Annotated in this window: 20 protein-coding genes; 3 read left to right on the top strand and 17 right to left on the bottom strand. The window is 33.7% G+C overall.

What is annotated here, in order from left to right; translation table 11 throughout:
• Positions 1 to 138 precede the first annotated feature (138 nt).
• The gene (locus NO995_RS08315) at positions 139 to 522 is read left to right on the top strand and encodes a hypothetical protein (protein WP_258227104.1); all 384 of its coding nucleotides are present in this window, start codon (positions 139 to 141) and stop codon (positions 520 to 522) included.
• Between the two features lie 130 nt (positions 523 to 652).
• On the opposite strand, the gene NO995_RS08320 is transcribed toward NO995_RS08315, so the two are convergent.
• The 14 genes from NO995_RS08320 to NO995_RS08385 all read right to left on the bottom strand — a co-directional run bounded on the left by NO995_RS08320 (position 653) and on the right by NO995_RS08385 (position 12567).
• The gene (locus NO995_RS08320; protein ID WP_258227105.1) at positions 653 to 1351 is read right to left on the bottom strand and encodes an SIMPL domain-containing protein; all 699 of its coding nucleotides are present in this window, start codon (positions 1349 to 1351) and stop codon (positions 653 to 655) included.
• 111 nt (positions 1352 to 1462) lie between these two features.
• On the bottom strand, positions 1463 to 1990 hold the full coding sequence (hemG, locus tag NO995_RS08325; RefSeq protein ID WP_258227106.1) for a menaquinone-dependent protoporphyrinogen IX dehydrogenase: 528 nt from the start codon (positions 1988 to 1990) through the stop codon (positions 1463 to 1465).
• Between the two features lie 196 nt (positions 1991 to 2186).
• Positions 2187 to 2726: a hypothetical protein gene (locus tag NO995_RS08330; protein WP_258227107.1), complete on the bottom strand. Its 540-nt coding sequence runs from the start codon at positions 2724 to 2726 to the stop codon at positions 2187 to 2189.
• 133 nt (positions 2727 to 2859) lie between these two features.
• Positions 2860 to 3219: an iron chaperone gene (locus tag NO995_RS08335; RefSeq protein ID WP_258227108.1), complete on the bottom strand. Its 360-nt coding sequence runs from the start codon at positions 3217 to 3219 to the stop codon at positions 2860 to 2862.
• Positions 3220 to 3285: 66 nt separating this feature from the next.
• Positions 3286 to 4461 carry a P1 family peptidase gene (locus NO995_RS08340; RefSeq protein ID WP_258227109.1) on the bottom strand — a complete coding sequence of 392 codons (1176 nt, stop codon included), beginning with the start codon at positions 4459 to 4461 and terminating at the stop codon, positions 3286 to 3288.
• Positions 4462 to 4611: 150 nt separating this feature from the next.
• Positions 4612 to 5085, bottom strand: a complete 474-nt coding sequence (locus NO995_RS08345) for a VOC family protein (protein ID WP_258227110.1) — start codon at positions 5083 to 5085, stop codon at positions 4612 to 4614.
• A 175-nt stretch (positions 5086 to 5260) separates the two neighbouring features.
• A complete protein-coding gene (locus tag NO995_RS08350; protein ID WP_258227111.1) occupies positions 5261 to 6481 on the bottom strand; it encodes an alpha/beta hydrolase-fold protein in 1221 nt (406 codons plus the stop codon).
• A gap of 221 nt (positions 6482 to 6702) precedes the next feature.
• Complete coding sequence (locus NO995_RS08355) at positions 6703 to 7449, bottom strand: DUF6090 family protein (RefSeq protein WP_258227112.1); 747 nt, start codon at positions 7447 to 7449, stop codon at positions 6703 to 6705.
• 178 nt (positions 7450 to 7627) lie between these two features.
• Positions 7628 to 8944 (bottom strand): serine hydrolase, encoded by a 1317-nt coding sequence (locus tag NO995_RS08360; protein WP_258227113.1) that lies wholly within the window; start codon positions 8942 to 8944, stop codon positions 7628 to 7630.
• A gap of 172 nt (positions 8945 to 9116) precedes the next feature.
• The gene (locus NO995_RS08365) at positions 9117 to 9575 is read right to left on the bottom strand and encodes a hypothetical protein (RefSeq protein WP_258227114.1); all 459 of its coding nucleotides are present in this window, start codon (positions 9573 to 9575) and stop codon (positions 9117 to 9119) included.
• A 191-nt stretch (positions 9576 to 9766) separates the two neighbouring features.
• The gene (locus tag NO995_RS08370; RefSeq protein WP_258227115.1) at positions 9767 to 10585 is read right to left on the bottom strand and encodes a DUF6090 family protein; all 819 of its coding nucleotides are present in this window, start codon (positions 10583 to 10585) and stop codon (positions 9767 to 9769) included.
• 169 nt (positions 10586 to 10754) lie between these two features.
• Positions 10755 to 11237: a hypothetical protein gene (locus NO995_RS08375; RefSeq protein ID WP_258227116.1), complete on the bottom strand. Its 483-nt coding sequence runs from the start codon at positions 11235 to 11237 to the stop codon at positions 10755 to 10757.
• A 79-nt stretch (positions 11238 to 11316) separates the two neighbouring features.
• The gene (locus NO995_RS08380; RefSeq protein ID WP_258227117.1) at positions 11317 to 11841 is read right to left on the bottom strand and encodes a hypothetical protein; all 525 of its coding nucleotides are present in this window, start codon (positions 11839 to 11841) and stop codon (positions 11317 to 11319) included.
• Between the two features lie 156 nt (positions 11842 to 11997).
• Positions 11998 to 12567 (bottom strand): hypothetical protein, encoded by a 570-nt coding sequence (locus tag NO995_RS08385; protein ID WP_258227118.1) that lies wholly within the window; start codon positions 12565 to 12567, stop codon positions 11998 to 12000.
• Between the two features lie 360 nt (positions 12568 to 12927).
• On the opposite strand from NO995_RS08385, the gene NO995_RS08390 reads away from it, so the two are divergent.
• Positions 12928 to 13569: a DUF6266 family protein gene (locus NO995_RS08390; protein WP_258227119.1), complete on the top strand. Its 642-nt coding sequence runs from the start codon at positions 12928 to 12930 to the stop codon at positions 13567 to 13569.
• A gap of 29 nt (positions 13570 to 13598) precedes the next feature.
• Here NO995_RS08390 and NO995_RS08395 read toward each other — a convergent pair whose 3' ends face one another.
• From NO995_RS08395 to NO995_RS08405, 3 genes are all read right to left on the bottom strand, one after another.
• On the bottom strand, positions 13599 to 15410 hold the full coding sequence (locus NO995_RS08395) for a prolipoprotein diacylglyceryl transferase (RefSeq protein ID WP_258227120.1): 1812 nt from the start codon (positions 15408 to 15410) through the stop codon (positions 13599 to 13601).
• A gap of 189 nt (positions 15411 to 15599) precedes the next feature.
• Positions 15600 to 16229: a hypothetical protein gene (locus NO995_RS08400; protein WP_258227121.1), complete on the bottom strand. Its 630-nt coding sequence runs from the start codon at positions 16227 to 16229 to the stop codon at positions 15600 to 15602.
• 152 nt (positions 16230 to 16381) lie between these two features.
• On the bottom strand, positions 16382 to 16933 hold the full coding sequence (locus tag NO995_RS08405; protein WP_240575412.1) for a DUF4251 domain-containing protein: 552 nt from the start codon (positions 16931 to 16933) through the stop codon (positions 16382 to 16384).
• Between the two features lie 117 nt (positions 16934 to 17050).
• Here NO995_RS08405 and NO995_RS08410 point away from each other — a divergent pair, with 117 nt between their 5' ends.
• Entirely contained in the window at positions 17051 to 17869 is an 819-nt protein-coding gene (locus tag NO995_RS08410; RefSeq protein ID WP_258227122.1) for a DUF1853 family protein, read from the top strand.
• Positions 17870 to 17875 lie beyond the last annotated feature (6 nt).

The raw sequence follows: 17875 nt of genomic DNA on the forward strand, positions 1-17875 counted from the left end.
TACTTAAATTAACTCTTCTTTCCTTTCAAACTTCCATAAACGGACAAATTAGAATTAATCTGATCCGTATCATTTGGAAGACTTTATTTTAGATATAACTTATAACTAATTGAAGGAGTTTAATTTAAATCTACTGTCATGAAAAAAATGATAACTTCATTAAAAGCTATTATAATAACTATTTTGTTGACAATGCTTATTCAAAGTTGCACAACTTATAAAGCAGCAAATGTTAGTTTAAATAAAGCTGTAAAATCTGAACTAAAGGTTAAGGTTACTAAAACAGACGGTAAAAAAGAGAAGTTCGCAAGAATTGAGATTTTTAATGATGGCCAGTACTATGGTTTAAAAAAGATTAGAGCCAATGAATATAGTAATATATTAATAGATACAAATACTGTAAAAAAAGTTCAGCTTTATGATAAAACAAATTCAATTATTCAAAGTGTTGCGCTTCCGGTGGTTGTAATAGGTAGTGTTATTGCAATCAGGGAGTCAGTCATTAATAGTATTGGTTTTTAGTGCAATACATATAATTCCCAATAGTTTATTTTGAGAAAAGACAAAAAATTGTCATGAATAATCTTTAAACTAAAACATGAAAAAAAAGCTACAAACTTAAACGCAAATTTAGGTGTTATTATATCAGCTATTATTCAAGAGCATATTTCACATTCACTGAAACTTCAAATTTAACCTTTTGAAATTCAGTATTAATGGGGTCGGCTACTTTAGCTTCATACATGCTGGACATGCCACGAATTTGAATGCCTGCAGCTTGACCCTGTAAGGCATTAGAAATAGAATAGCCGTCTGCAATATAAAGCGCTTTGCCTATGTTTTGATTTAAGGGTTTTGCCAGTTTTTTTGCCGTTAACAGTGATTTCTCAACCGCCTTGTATTTTAATTCCAACAATAGATCTTCAGCTTTTGAGTATTCTGTTCTTTCAATGGTAACATTAGATATTCCGGCATTTTCAAGTTCGGCTAATACTTTTCCCGCCGTAACAGCATCATTCACCAACAATGAATACATTTTCGACTTCACTACATTTTGTCCTTTAAGAAAGTAGTTTTTAAAATTACTTGACAAATCCAGTAATGAAAGATCTTTTTCTGTATTGATTTTTAGTTGTTTTAGTGTCGACTCCAATGTCTTTTCCTGCTCTTCAACAGATGTTTTGTTTTTGCTATCTGCTTCATTTAAAAGTATAGAAATGAATATTTTATCGGGAACTACTAAGGTATCTACCTTTGCATTGGTTTCAACATAAGGTTGATCGATAAAGTTTTTTTGTGCAAATGATAAAGAGGAAACGGCTAAGCAAAAGACTATTAAAAGGTTTTTCATAAGTGTTCTTTTTTTAATTTAAAGATGTCTTAAAAAGGAATTGGTTGCGTAAAAAAGCGCCTTTAAAACATCTGTTAATTGCCTAACTACAATTAGCATACCATAATCAAACTATAATCTCAGAATTTCACTTATAAAATCATCAACTCTGTTCCAGTCTGTATATTCTATTGGCCATTCTGTTTTTGTTGGCCCTTTTGTCATTTTCATAATGAGTTTTATCATTAGTTTATCAAAAAACGAATAGGCGCCATAGTCTAATTTACCAGCAAACACATCAATAATATCTGGTTTCCATTGTTGTTTTTCAAAAAATTTCATCACATAAGGATTGGTATTAAACTGGTTCTTATCCTCTTTTCTGGCCACCAGATTTACCGAGAAAAACGCCGTTTTAATATTCTCAAGTTGTTTTAAGTTTTTATCAATAAATGAAGAAACTTCTTTATGGTGTTTACCGTACCTGATGCTGGCTCCAATAATTAATTTAGAATAGTTTGAAATATCTCCTTGAAAATTAGAAACCTCAAACAAATCAACTGTAAACCCTTCTTGTTGTAAGGTCTTGGATATTTTATTACAGATTTTTAATGTTTGTCCGTCAACGGATGAATATAAAATTAATATTCTATTACTCATTGCTTAATTGAATGTTATAAATAAGGTTTTATGGTAATCATATACTGAAAAACCATAGGTTCTTATGAAGAAAAAACAGATGCTTTAAATGTACTATATTTTCTGGTTTTTATTCAATAACACAAGATTAAAACAAGATTTAAATGCTATTAAAGTTGATTGCAGAAGTTGTTCATCCGTTTTATATAAACCTGGTTTATGCGCTTCCGTTAACTTTAAAATCGAAACACTCTTTTTTACTTAAATTCACTTTTAAATTAAAATAACAATTCCCTCCATCTTTAACTAATATTGTTTGTGTTTTCCAACGGTTATTTACCTCAGAAGATTTACAAAAGCAAATTACCCAAACTACTTTTTCTTCATTCTCATTGAGCGATGGAATATATTGTCTACGATACTGTGACAGGTAAATAAAAAATTCTTCTGGGTTATTGTAGATATCAGGGTGCTTCGTTTGTTTTTCAAGAAATACTTTTTCCTGCTCTTTATTGTGGTCTGCTAACAAATCACGTACTAAAACTTCAATTATTTCCAGTTCTTCATCCGTTAGGGTTATGTCATTATTAGGGTAAGATTTAGAAATAACAACATCCGGATTGCTTGTTGTAACAAAGAATTCTTTGTCAGTATTAAAAACACTACCTTTATTTAATAATCTAGTATCTTTTTGTTGTGCCAGTATTAAGCTGGTTGAGAAAAGGACAATTAAAATAGCAAAAAGTTTTTTCTTCATTTGTTCAGTTTTATAAAAGTAATCATGAAGTTAATCTACGATAATTCAGTCGGATTTATGTTTTTTTGAAGTTAGCATTTTGTTATGATTAAATTGGATTATAGATTTCAATAGCTTTTTTCATGACATTCATTTATGTTTGAATGCTATTTTCTTTTACTCTGAATTCCACAATTTGTTTAATCAAGTCAAAAGGTATGGGTTCATTAAGTGGAAACTGCACCGACCCTTTTCCTTGTCTGTATTTCGATAATTCGTTTGCAAATTCTGAATGGCCAGAAGGTGTTGCATAAAACCCAATATGTTTCTTGAATGCCCCAAAATACACTAATGGTTTTCCATTAGTTTTGTAAGCAGGCATTCCATAGGAAATACTTTCACTAGACGCTGGTGCCGCTTTAAAGATTATTGTTCTTAGTTGTTTAAGAATCCCTTGAGTTTCCAGCGGGAATTCTTTTATGTACTGTTCAACAGATTTAATTTCTGTTTTCATTATTTCCAGTTTTTCTAATCTATTCATTTTTTATAACCACCAACGGTTTCTATAGTATGTGCCTCGTTATTTTTTTATTCGATTATATTTTTTCAGCGTTTCAATCAGCAAGTCATGTGGAATTGAATAGGCTTTATTCCCATTAATTCCTTCCATAGTTTCTGCAGCAACCATTGCGTTTATTATGGCTTCTTCTACCGCTTGAACTGTCGCTTCAAAAACTGGCATGAGTAAATCGTTCGACATAGTTTCTACGGTTGTCAGTTCATCACGATTAAATGCATTTTCATTTGCTGTAGAAAATGCTAAAAATATATCTCCAGAACCGTTACTACCTCTTCCTCCAACAATACCAACGCCTAGAGGTATTCTTTGAGCGACTCTTTTTAATTGGTGAGGTAATAAAGGAACATCTGTTGCTACAATAATAATTATCGAGCCATCTCCTTCTTGTCTTCTTGATTTTGGAGCTGCTTTAAATTCATAATTTAAAGTGTCCTTTAATTCAATTCCAACAGGAACTCCTGCTATTGATAAGTTTCTTTTAGCTCCGAAATTTGATTGTACAATTGCCCCAACGGTATAAGTTGAATCTTTTATTTTAAATACTCTTGAAGATGTTCCGGTGCCTCCTTTAAAGCCCAAACACATCATTCCAGTCCCTCCGCCCACATTACCCTCGGCTATTTTTCCACCTGAAGCATTTTCTATAGCTTCTAAAACATGCTTTTCTTTTACATGAAATCCATAAATATCATTTAGAAACCCATCATATGTTTCTGCCACTACTGGATAGGTATACCACCAGCTTTCTCCACTATACCAATCGGTATCAACAAACCATTTCAATACAGCCTGTCTAACTTCTCCAACACTATTGGTGTTAGTTATCATTATCGGTGTTTCTAAAAAACCAGATTCAGTTACCCAGGTTGTACCTGTCATTTCTCCATTTCCGTTTAAACTGTACCAATTAGCGTAAACAGGGCTAAATTTTTTAGTCTTTCCTCTTGGAAATATCGCAGTAACACCCGTTCTAATTGGACCTTTCCCAATTATATTTTCTCCTTCTCCTGAAATAATTGTACTATATCCAACTTCTACATCTGCTACATCTGTTATTGCATTAAATTTCCCTGTTGTCCCAACAAAAGGAATTCCTAAATCTCTTGCTCTTGGTTTTTGTCCGTATGATAGAGAACAAACGAGTAGGGTTATAAAAATTGCTAATATTCTTTTCATATATGTTGGTTGTTTTTTGATGAAGCACGGTGGTCAATCTATGATTTGTGTCAGGTGGTTCTAATACTGAATTCGACAGGGGACAAAATACTTAGATGCGTTCATGAATTTATTATTTTTTTTGAGCAAGAAACTAGTCATTAATATTGATTAAATTTTTTCAATAAATTGAATTAAGTTATTGTCTGGATCTTTGATGATAAAGCTTTTTATATTTAAGTCTTTATCATATTGCAATTCCATATGCATTTCTGTATTTTTTAGTTTTAATCTATTGTAAAACTTTTCTATTCGTTTTATTTCAAAACTAATTTTGTAAAATCCCCTTAAAGCACTCTCCCTCACATGATAATTAGGTTTTAAGTCATAAATATCAAAGGAGTTATTTCTTTCAACTAATTCAAAATTCAGATTTTTATTTTTGAGCAATTCAATGTTTAAACTATCCAATTCGGGATATGAGATTGATTTATATGATTTAACATTAAAAATTTCTTCATACCATTGAACCGATGCTTTTAAATCTTCAACATAAATTGCCGTACTGAATGGTTTAATATTCTGAGCTCGTATTATGCTAAAATGGAGAAGCAATAAAAAAAAGAGTAAATTATGATTTTTCATTTATCTCTATATAGGTTTAGTTAAAACTACTCTTGACGGTTCGTATATGGAGCTTTGCTGTTTTGTTTACGAATTTTTCCCAACAGAAAATCCGATCTAACGAAACAGCAACAACCTTTTGTTGTTCATATTACACTATGCTATGAACTTACGAAGCTAATTACAGCTATTTTTTTTATTCACTTTTCAGTACTTTTAATTTGTCTTTTGATGGAGAATTTTTATTTAACGAAACAGATTTTTCATAATTTTCAATGGCTTTTGCTTTGTCTCCTATTTCTAAATAGAGGTCCCCAAGTGAATTATATGCGTTGGAACTTTCAGGGTAATTTTCAATATTATATTTAAAAAACTGTTCGGCTCTTTCAAATTGTCTTAATCTATTCCTAATAAGTCCCCCAAGAACATCTATATACTCTTCGTCTGGTTTTAATTCACTTCCAAACTCTTTAGATAATTGCTTATAGTGGTTTTTTATTTTGTCAAGAATAGGGCTATCAGGATTAAAGTAATCCTCTAACTCTATATTCAATTGAAAGGTCTCGAAAAAAAAGCGTAGGGCATCGTACTCTGCAACAAGTGGTACAGACATATGATCCTCTTTTTCATAGTATTTCCCTTTGTACCTTAAGTTTTTTGCAGGGTTTTTACTCAGTATGGAATGAAAACTTAAGTTAGCGCGAATATGGGCTGTCATTTTAGTAGTGTCCTTTTGCACAGTTAAGGTATCCATATCTTTACCCATAGTATTTGCAATTGCTAAAAAAAGTTTTTTGTTACTGTATTTTTCATCAAGTGGGGTACTCTTAATTTTATTAAGTAACAAATTATTGTCCCAGGACAAAGAAGGATCAATAGCTAGATAGGTATTGAATAGTTCTGGTTTTTCTATTAAGGTATTTATAACGGCCAATCCACCAAAGGAATGACCAATAAGCATACGATATGAGTCTGCCGGATAATTGGAACTTATATAAGGAATTAATTCTTTCTCTATAAATGAGATGAATTTATTTCCGCCACCCGAATTGGCAGCCATAATACTGTCTGTAAAAGGAGGATCCATTTCTACTTTTGAGGGTGTCAAGTCCCTTGTTCTATTAGTGTTTGGTATTCCAACTACAATCATTTTGGGACAAATGTTTAATGTACCGCTTAACTGATGTATCGCTCCTACTACATAGTGAAAATTATAATCGCCATCCAACAAATAAACTACAGGGTACTTTTTATTTGAGCCCTCATTAGCAGGAACATGCACCCATAACTTTCTTTCCTCGCTTAAAATACTTGAATTTATACTGTCTATTTTACCTATAATTATATCGTTACTATTCTGTGCGTTTATAGTAAAAACAGTCGAAATTAATAAACACAAAATTTGTAATGTTTTCATTTTAGACTTTTAAAAGTTTAATTTACTAAAACATTTCGTACAAACGTTAATTCTAGGTTTAGTTTACTTCTTTTTTCGGTTAAGCACAGGCTTTAGCAATTCTGAGTAGATTACTTCGTCAGTTCACTACGCTCGTGTCGGACGTAGTCAAATCCGCCAACTAGAGCATAGCGACTGGCAAAGCAAATTGCGGTTATATTATGTTGTGCTTTCGTTATTTTTTACAAACTCTCTTCTATAAGTGAAAGCAAATATTCCGCTTTATCTTTTCTTTTGAGTAAAATTTTAGTAAGTGCTTGTTTTCTATTCATAGCTAACCTGATTCGTTTTCTTCCTTCAATAGAATTAATGATTCTCATCAATTCCTGTTTTCTTTCAGCTTCGGTTTGTTTATATGCAACGTTATTCTCTGAAGAAAAACTATTTGGGAATTCCATTTTAGAAGCACTGAGCCAAAAATCATTGTCATTTTGAGTTTGCTCTTGCTCCCAATTCGTAAAACCTTGAGTCATATGTGTTGATTTAACGTAATACTCTGTAATGGTGCTGTCTAACTCTTTTAAACCTAACAAATTGGTAAGCCCAACATTTTTTATCTTATCAAATGACTGTGAATTTATTTCTAATGTCGTTGCCCACAAGGGAAGTTTTTTATAAAGACTATCGGCATCTATAGCCTCATTTAAAGAATCATTTAATATTTCAACTGAATACTTAACCTGTTTTTCATTCCCTTCAACATAAGCTATAAGAAAATTAATATCTGACCTTAAATCGTTTTTCATATTCTGTAAAAGGTCTCTTGTTCGTAGATTTTCTATTCTGTTTTGGTTCCAGTTATTCATTTGAAGGGCAATCAAAATACCAAAGACCACTAATACGATTTCTCCCAAGGCATATTTAAGGTAATTGGTTGTTTTACCTTCATTGATAAGTCTTTTACGAATATTTCTAAAGAATTTTATCATTGGTTATCACTTGTTCATAATTAAGCACAACGGTAAATTGTATGAGTAGTGGCAGATTGCGTGATACTTTCCTGTCAAACTACTATGTTGTTTGAGCGGGCTACAAACGTTGATATTTTGCCACTTCGCCTGACATTACTTATACAAAGTGTTATAAGACGTTTTATATCGATAGAATTTAATTTTTAACAAAAGCTCCATAAACAATTTCTCTCAGCTGGGTATTTATTTCTTCAATATCAGGAGAGAATAAAACCTGTCTCATTTGAATAACTATTAAATCGTTTTCAGGATCAATCCAAAACTCTGTGCCAAAAGCTCCTCCCCAGCTATAAACTCCATTGGGGAATATTGGATGACCTTTTGAAACAGCAAATCCGTATCCGAATGTTGCAGGCCACCATTGGAATGTGACAGTATCAATTTGATTGGAATGCATTTGTTTTGCAGTTTCCGGTTTTAGAATCCTAATGTTTCTTAAGCTACCATCATTCAGCATAGCCTGGCAAAAAAGGTAATAATCACGAGCTGTCCCTGTCATTCCGGTACCGCCCGCAAAATAATATTGTTCTTTTTGCACAGGATAATCCGGATTTACAAACCCAATGGGCGCTTTCAATTCTACAAACTTCCCATCAGTGTTTGTGCCGTATACTTTCACCAAATCTCTTGATAATGAATCCGGGAAGTAGAAGTCCAATTTTTCTATACCTAGTGGTTTGGTGATATTTTCTCGTATATAATCATCTAATTCTAAACCTGATGCAACTTCTACCACTCTTCCCAATACATCAATACTTAATCCGTATTGCCATTTGGTTCCCGGTTCAAAAGTGATAGGAGCTTTGCCCAATTTCTCCATAGATTCTGTGATATTTTTACCAGGCTGAAATGTGTTATTTGTAGGAACACCGCCAAGTTTCGTATAAATGGCCGAAAAGTCGGGTGACCCCCATGTAAAATCAAACTTTTCACCATAAGTTATACCCGAGGTAAATGTCAGGAGGTGGTGTATATTAATATAGGTGCTTGTTGGGGAGCTTGTCCATGTGGTGTCATTAGGATTGTAACTTGTAATAATCCCCATTTCATTAAAGGAATTAATGTATTTACCAACAGGGTCATATAGGTTTATTTTCCCCTGTTCTACCAGTTGCATGATTGCAACAGAAACAATAGGTTTAGTCATGGAAGCCAATCGAAACAAGTGGTTTTTACGATATGGTACTGTTCGTAGTGAATCTGACCAGCCTATTTCAGATTCGTAAATGATTTTCCCATTCTTGGCAATTAAGGTAACTGCTCCAGGAAATTTTTTAGCTTCAACAAACTCCATTACCATTGAATCTATTTTTGAAAGACTATCTAAGCGCATACCTGATTCTTCCGGTGTAGCAAACAGGAATTTATTCTGCTTTATCTCCTTCTCTTTACGATTACAACTATAATTGAAAATGATAATCGTTAATAACAAAATTAACTTATATAACTTCATATACAATATTCTATAGTACCCGAATGTCTTATAACGGTTTGTGTAAGGATAGTTGCGTGTGCGAGCAACTAACTTACTAAAAATGGAACGAACCAGAGGAAAATCCGCAGGATTTTCCGAGTAGGCTAGAACCAAGCAATTATTTTTACACGTTGTTACCACAAGTTATTTTTTATCTGGTCACTTTCATAAAGTCATCCGAATAAATACAATTTTGTCCAGTTTTGTCCAAAATGAAAGTTTGTTCAATTAAGTCATTAGGGTTATTGCTCAAAGTGAATTTACAACTTATCATTTTTGCAATAATTTCTTTTTGGTCTCTGTTTTTCAAATTTTCAGGGATATTTTTGATTGTAATTTGTTCTCTTTTGGAGTTTTGGTTAATATAAGAGTCAAAATTGTTCTCGTCGCTCAGAACTGCAATATATGACATTGGTATATCCGCAATGCTAAATGAATGAAATCTAACATTAATATCATTAGTCGGATAGTTTGGAATCAGATAATTGGCAACAGTTCTTTCTTCTATTGTCAGCGGTTCCTTTCCACTTTCTGAAATGTTACATGAGTTAAATGAAATTCCAATTAGAATAATTAGTAAGGTCTTTAAAAAAGTCAGTTTGGTTTTCATATTTAGTGTTGTTTGTTATAATTTGTGGTAACGGTTTGTGTATAGTTTCGTTGCGTGAAAATCCGCAGGATTTTTGTGTTAAGAAACTAAGATAGTAAAGTTGCGAGGATTTTCCGAGAGGAAAATCGGAAGCAATGAATTATACATGGTGTTGTGCTTTCGTTATTTAATTGGATGAGATACCGATCGATCTAAGGTTTTATTTCCTTTTCTATCTTGACAAGAAGACCACTGGTTAAATCTAAAATATCATTATACCTATAATAAACGTTTCTATGGGCAATGTATAAGCTTTTGTATGCAATAAAAAGTTCCTTGTTATTAAAGAATTCTTCCAAATTGGATTGAAAAGGGACTTTATCCAAATCAGGTGGAATTAGGTATAAGCCAAGTTCATAATTTTTGCGTTGGGTTACTTTTTCTAAATTCTCACTATAATAATTTTTATGTTCTTCTAGTGAAGTAAAAGTATTGGGAAAATTTTGATTTACTTTTTCTACCCCTTTACGGTAATAGGTTTCCTCGTACCGACGAATGTCTTTTAGCAAATAGTCTACCTTTTCCAAATAAGAGGTCAGCTCATTTTTAATACTGTCTGAGCTTATATTATCCATATTTCCTGAATTGATAAGCGACCTTAAAGTGCCAAGAACTGGACTATAAATTCTACTGCTCATAGGGATGCGTATTGACTTTTCAATAGTATCATTCGGAATCTCTTCTTTCCAGAATGCCCTTTCTACTAAAGCACTGGCACGGGCCCTATCCAGATAAAAAGCACTAATTTTTTTAAGTTCCGTTTCTGATGTTTTTAAATCGGTTTCAAGCTGTTTAAGAATGGTGGACTCTATATTTTTCCTATTGCGTTCATTGTTCCACTCATTAACCTGAAGAGCAATCAATATCCCAAGAACTACCAAAATTGTTTCTCCAAAAGCATATTTTAGGTAATTAATAGTTTTATTTTCTTTTATGCTGTTTTGTCTAATTTTTCTAAAGAATTTAATCATTGGTTAATGGTTGGTTATTATGAAGCACAACGGTTTGTATAACCGTCAGTTATCGGTTTGGTTTACTTTGTTTTTCGGTTTAGCACTGGCGTTAGCAATTCCGAGTGGATTCGGACGCAGTCGAATCCGCCGTAATTGCGGTTATATATTGTTAGCTACAGTTTTTATTTTAAGTCGGATTGTATTTAACAAAGTCATAATTCATTTTTTTTGCTATTTTTTTAGCTTCTAAATTAGCACTTTCTATATTTTTAAAATCTTTTATTTTTATTTTTTCTCTATGTGTTTTGTCCAATAAACAAACTCTAAAGACTTTATTTTTCTCTGAAAACTGGACTCCTGTTCTACTATATCCATGACTTTTTAAATTCAGGTGTAATAAAGTGACGTAAGAATAATTTTCTAGAGTTTTCCAATTCCCAATTTTTATAAGAAAGAGTCCAACATAGTGTTTCGTTTTCTTTTTTTCAAAATCAATTAATGTACCTTTTCTGGTAAAAACTATTATTAATCCAATTACTAAAAAAGAAAGACCTGCAATTGCTTTTTTATCAAAATTTACAATTAATAGTATGCCTGAAATTAAAAGAGTTATTCCGATTATTAAAAACATTAAAGGAAAAACTTTTTCTCTTTTGTAATCAATTATCATATAGGTTTAGGTTAATTGTGGCTAACGGTTTAGCTATGCGCAGTGTCCCGAAGGGCATTGCGTATAGGTGTTGTTGTGGCTAGTATTTTTTTCTTTTATAATCAATTACAACTTCAATTTCAGGTATCCATTCGCGTCCACCAATATTGTACATTTTCGAGTCAATCAGTATTAGTGAATGACCATTGTAAACATAAGTATCATCCCTGTATTTGATTTTTTTGTGTTCTGAATTATCAACGTGTGGAATGTCATATTCTGCAATGAAGACTTTGTTACCTTCAATTCTGTATGTCATTTCATACTCTTCTTCCATTTCACAATTATAACTTACACCTATTCCATTTTCTTGAAATTTCAAAAACGATTCACAGTTGTCAAATGGTCTGTAAATCCATTGATTTCTAGTTAGAAAATCAACAATTACATTATTAATTGTTATGGTGTCCAAAATGGTTTTAAACAACTCTTCACCAACTTTCTTTTTAATTATTTGGTTGTCAATTTTTTCAATTAAACGTGACTCTGATTGGCTTTTGTCAACCACTTGAATTTCTGATTCCTGTTGTCTAGCTTTTTGACCACAAGAACACAAGAATGTCAATACTAATAATGTCTGTATTATTATCTTCATATTATTAGCCACAACGGTTCGTATAACCGTCAGTTATCGGTTTGGTTTTTTTTTATTTTTCGGTTTAGCACTATTGTTAGCAATTCCGAGTGGATTCGGACACAGTCGAATCCGCCGTAATTGCGGTTATATAGTGTTGTAACACGTTTTTATTCCGTTAAATATTGTATTTAGTTCAATTTCTTTTTTTTCAATTCCATCCATTTTGTCAATTTTCTGTCCAAATATTTTTTTCCAAAAACCTCTTTTTGTAAAGTCATACGAATAGCTGAAGTTAGGGTTAGACTCAGAAATGTAAAGTTTGGATTTCAGGATTTTTTTGTTTTTTATGAATTGCACTTCTTTTCCTTTTAGTCCTTTTTCAAGAATTGAGATAATACCATTTCGATTAAGCTCATTAAATTCTAAAGCTGGGTCTCCATAATTTGGCGGTTCGCTAAAATGATATTGATAAAAGTATTCCCCGAATACATATTTGTTATATCCAGGAACTGTCGGATTGAAAATATGAAGATAAATCAGTTTATTTTCTTTGGTAAAATATCCGACACGAATTTCAGTCAGAGAACCTTTTTTAGTTGATTTGAATGTTTCAATTTCAGTTGTATTTCTTAAATCAGAAGTTGCATTTTCAAATTGTCCGCTGTCAATTAAAATTCGGTTAATAAACTCTTTCCAATCTTTAAATTCCTGCATTTTTCTTGATTTGGTCAAATGTGTTACAACAAGTACATAAACACACTGGTGTGTTTATTTCTATTATATATACACCCAAATATACATAAATACCTACAAGAAATTACCTTTATTTAAGAAAATACACATTTAATTGAAACGCCTGTTTTAGGGGTTTCCTTCGAGTCATGTTCGATAGTCCTTCGGGATTTCTTCGGTAAACGCCTTATTTTACGAAGAAAACCCGAAGATTTCCCGAAGGAAATACGAAGTAAACTCCTGAAAAGCACATTTTACATAATTAAAATCTTACATTAAAATTATATTCGTAAGGTTTTTCTTTGTATATTTAATTTTAGTAACCCCTTAATAATCAAACTCATGGCAACATACCAACAAGGTGTTTTAGGCGACTTCTCAGGAAAAGTAGGGACTGTAATTGGCAGTCGCTGGCGCGGTAAAGCAGTGTTGCGATCGCTACCCAACAAGTCGCAAAAACCACCAACACCAGCCCAACAAAAGCAACGCAATAGATTTAAATGTATCCACAGCTTTTTAACCCCCATTAAAGACCTTTTAAATGAGACCTTTGGAGCACCTGTAAAAAGTAAATCGCGATACAATCTGGGGTTTTCGTATCACTTAAAAGAAGCTACCATTTTTAATGGTGTAGACTTTGAAATACAGTATAACAAAGTATTAATAAGCATGGGGCCGTTATGTGGTGTAGAGAGTCCCTTGGTGACACATCCGGAAACAGGTCATCTCCATCTGCAATGGGCAGACAACAGTAATCAAGGCATGGCCTACCACGATGATGTACTTTTGGTTGTGGCCTATGCCCCGGCGCTTAAACTATTCTCTTGTTTTACACATATGGCACGCCGTACTAATGGCGAATGCCTGTTGGATTTTGAACTGGTTTTTCACGGGCTTGAAGTTGAGCTTTGGGCAGGATTTACCAATAGCAATAAACAGCTAAGTGCAACCAGTATGTATTTAGGGAATTATACCGTACAATAGCCCGTAATTAAATCATTGTATGATTCTTACTATTTGGTTTTATGTCCAAATCTGTAATTTAAAGAAAATACCACCTTGCTGCTTGTTTTATCATCAAACGGAATATAAAAATCTTCCTTAAAAATGTACATGATATTAATGCCAAACTGCTCGGTTATTAAGGCTTCTGCCGATATAAAGCTGGTGTCTAAATTTAATATATAACCGTAACGAAGACTGTAATTATCGCTTATACCAAATCCGGTACCCGCACTTGCTCTGGAGTATAAGGTTGGAAAAGCAGTAGGGTACATAAATCCGTAATTATAATCGATATCGAAGTATTTTTTAGGTCCAAGACGCACATAAAACTCCGGCAGAATGGTGTAGGTCTTACTGGCATCGCCTATGTTACTCTCGTCTATGGTTTCATCTTTATTCATACGGAGATTACCTAGCTGGAAACCGCCGCCTCCACCCAACCACTTACCATCTACTTTGAAATACGGATTCACGGCATATATAAAATCAGATTCCTTAATATTTGCTGAAAGATTATGGCTTTTTATAGTTCCGGCCGAAAGATTTGCGCCGTAGGTAATTCTGCTCTTCTCTTTTTCGGTAACAAACGAATAGCCACCGCCTACAATGCTGTAGGTTTGTTTAAAATACTGACTATCGTAGGTCGTGCCACACTCCCCTGCCTGCGGATTATAACGTACCTCATTATTGAAATCGCCAAACGAAGCGCCAAGATCTACCCTGTGATACTGTTTAATAACCGGTTTGTGATTCGGGATGGTTTGAGCAAAAACGTAAACCGGCATGAGTAGTACGATGCTTGTTACCCATCGATAGGCTTTTAAACGCTGGTCGGTGTATAAATAATAAGCTGAAAGTACAATAGCGGGTAAAAACTTAATCCAGATAACTGTTAATTCGTAAACAGACAGCAATTCTTTAAAGGTATAGAGTCCCAATGATATTAAGATGATATATATAAAATCGGCATGCAGAAATGGGGTATTCTGACGCCCTTTTACCAACTCAATTTTCAGATATTTTTCATAAATCAATAATAGTAGCGCAGCTATCAAACTATACAAAAGCATGCTCCACTGATACCAGCGTAGTCCAAAATAATACACATTATTAAACTGGGAGCCGTTAGGATCTCTGAAAAACTCAATAAAAAAACGCATGACAAAGAACAGCGTTAAGCCTGATAGAATGGCTGTAAAATTTTTACGCCAGTACTTATGGGTTTTGAAAACCATATAACCAATAAGAAATAATGCCAGACTTTCGTATAGCTGCACCGGATGCACCGCTAAAGACATCGCCATATGCGGCTCTATAAGTCCTTCTGCCCACTGATTAAAATGAGCATGCGTGCCTACAGGATACTTTACTGCCCACAAGGCATGAGTAGGCACACCATAACAACAACCGTTAAACAAACAGCCGAATTTTATAATCCCTAAAGCTATCGGGCCTAACCACGCATATAAATCGAGCATAGGACGGTTGAACCCAAAAACACGCTGAGATATAATCAGCCCCATTAAGCCAAATAACAAGCCTCCTACAGCCGAGCGATTGTTGAATGTTGTTACAGGCGACTGTATAGCTGTTAGCCAGTCCCCGACCGGAATGGTAAACAACCTGGATCCCAATACCGTAAACAGCGAGATGGTGGTTAGCATGAGTAATACCGAGCGCAAATGATACCCACGTTTAACACTTTTGTAAATCACCATCAGGTAAATAAACACAAAAGCCAATACATAAAACAGTTTGAAGTAAAACCGAGGATGATCGATAGTCATGTCCATATTTAATGCATTTATTAAATAGGCCATTTCAAGACCATGTGCTCTTAAAATGAAAAGTAAACAGGTAGTTGGTTAAAGTCGGCTATTAAATTTAACAAATTATACCGACATATCCTCCTGAAAAACAAAAATTAAAGGATTGTATAATGGTTGTAAATACAAAAAAAACAGGCAACCAAAGGTTGCCTGCTTGTTATTCGATTAACAGAGTAAAAACTATTGAGCTAAAATATCAACACCTTTTTTAAGGGTTATGTCTTTAGTGGCTACCAGCATGCCGTCTTTCATTTCTAAACGCAACATACTTTTAACCGCTTCGGCTCTGCAGGACAACGTTAACTCTGGAATTAAAGGGTCATCATTAAAGAAAAACGACGATAATCCCTGTTCTGGTTTTCCAGGTACTTTAACAATCCTGTGAATTTGTTTTAGCTCCTTTTCTCCTAAATATTTACCCGGCATAAAGGTATAAAAGGTATATTTTCCATCGGCATCGGTTTTAATCCATGCACGGTGGTGAACATAACGTTTACGGTTACTATCGCGTTTCATAACGTAGTCTCCGTCTTCATCGGGTTGAAAAATAAATAAAACCACATCTTTAGCAGGCGTTACACCATCACTTTCGTAAATGGTACCGGATATTTTAAGCTTGTTTGGTTTTTCAGCAAAATCCGGAATGGTATCGGTGTTATTCAGTTGGTGATCCGACAATAAATATATAGGGCTTTCTTTTTTGTAATTAGGTGGTACATCGTCTAAAATACTTGTTGATTCCTGAGCATAACTCAAAGTACCAGCTAATATGAAACAAGCGATGCGTAATGAAGAATAAAGGGCTTTCATAGTAAGGCTTAAATAAATTATTGAGATTAAAACTAAATATTTAAACCTATTTGTAATAAAATACTATACGAACGCTTTATTTAAACGATAAACGGTTAGAATACCTTTGAATTTCTGGTAAAAAAAGAGGCTCCCATCGGAGCCTGTATAACTTAGTCTTCTTCCTTTTTGGCAGATACTTTTCCAGTATACTGTATGGGCGTTCTGGTATTTCCTGTAAGGGTCATGGAACTTTTCATATTAGGAAACAAATCGACAGATACGGTAAAGTTTTCATTATTGCTTTTTGCATCAAAATTAATAGTATAACCACTGTGTTTATTTGCTTTAACACGATAGTCTTCCACCAATCCTTTAAACTCAATACTGTTATCGGTACCACCATAGGCAGCCCCCATTCTACGTTCCCCGAAATAAGGTAAATAACTGGTAATGCTATCGCCTTCCAGTTTTAAAAAATTAGAATTACCTATTAAATTCACCCCTCCACCGCCGCTTCCTGGCTGCATTAACGGGGAGTTTAATACCTGCGACATGGCTGCTGTTATTTGAGGGTAAGCCCAATCGGACTCTATATAAAACGTTTTACTGTCTACCAGCTTTTTTAAGGCTTCAATTTCGGCTGGTGTAGCTGCGGTTTGCGTGCTTCCGCAGGATATAAGTGTAAGTGTGAATAGGCTAAGAACGAATGTAAGAGCTTTCATAATATAACATCTGTTTAATTGATATTCTAAATTACAAAAAAAAAGGAATTTTCCCTAACATGATTTCATTCGCCTGTGCTTTGCTGGTCGGTATAATTCCTTTACATTAGCAATACTATGCATCACAAAACCAAGGAAACACAACTGCAGTATCAGGGTTATGCCAATACACCCCTGCTTTGGAATGATGGGGCGGTATATAATCTGAAACAGCTGGAATTTACTCCGGAAACAACAGAGCGATTTACTGAAGTTTTACCTGATACTATGCGTTTGGGAAAACGAGTGGAGCGTTTTGTTAGTCATGAGTTGTCTCATGATGCCAGCATTGATATTCTCGCTGAAAACATACAAATACAACAGGATAAATTAACGCTTGGTGAATTAGATGTTTTGTTACTGTATAATAAGCAGCCTGTACATCTGGAAATTGTGTATAAATTTTACCTGTATGATGCCCGTGTGGGTGCCTCTGAACTGGATCATTGGATTGGTCCTAACCGTAGCGATACATTAGTAAAAAAACTGGATAAGCTTAAAGATAAACAATTACCACTTTTGTTTAATTCGCATACAATGCCCGTTTTAGAATGTCTGCATTTGACTCCTAACGATATTCTGCAACGGGTTTGGTTTAAAGCTCAGCTATTCACGCCTTATCAGGATTATGACATAGCGTTTAATTTACTTAATAAAGCCTGTTTAAAAGGCTTTTATATCAGACCATACCAACTTAAACTTTTTGTTGATTGTAAATTCAATATACCAAACAAAATCAACTGGTTACAAGAAAAAGAAGTCCATGTTGATTGGTTAAATTATAATGCATTTTATGAAGCTGTTAGTGTTATAATAAACAACAAAACATCACCGCTTTGCTGGGTGAAATTCCCCAACGGAAATATTAAAAAGTTTTTTGTGGTTTGGTGGGATTAACACTCG

The sequence above is a fragment of the Aestuariibaculum sp. M13 genome (genome assembly GCF_024723255.1).
GTDB classification, from domain to species: domain Bacteria; phylum Bacteroidota; class Bacteroidia; order Flavobacteriales; family Flavobacteriaceae; genus Aestuariibaculum; species Aestuariibaculum lutulentum.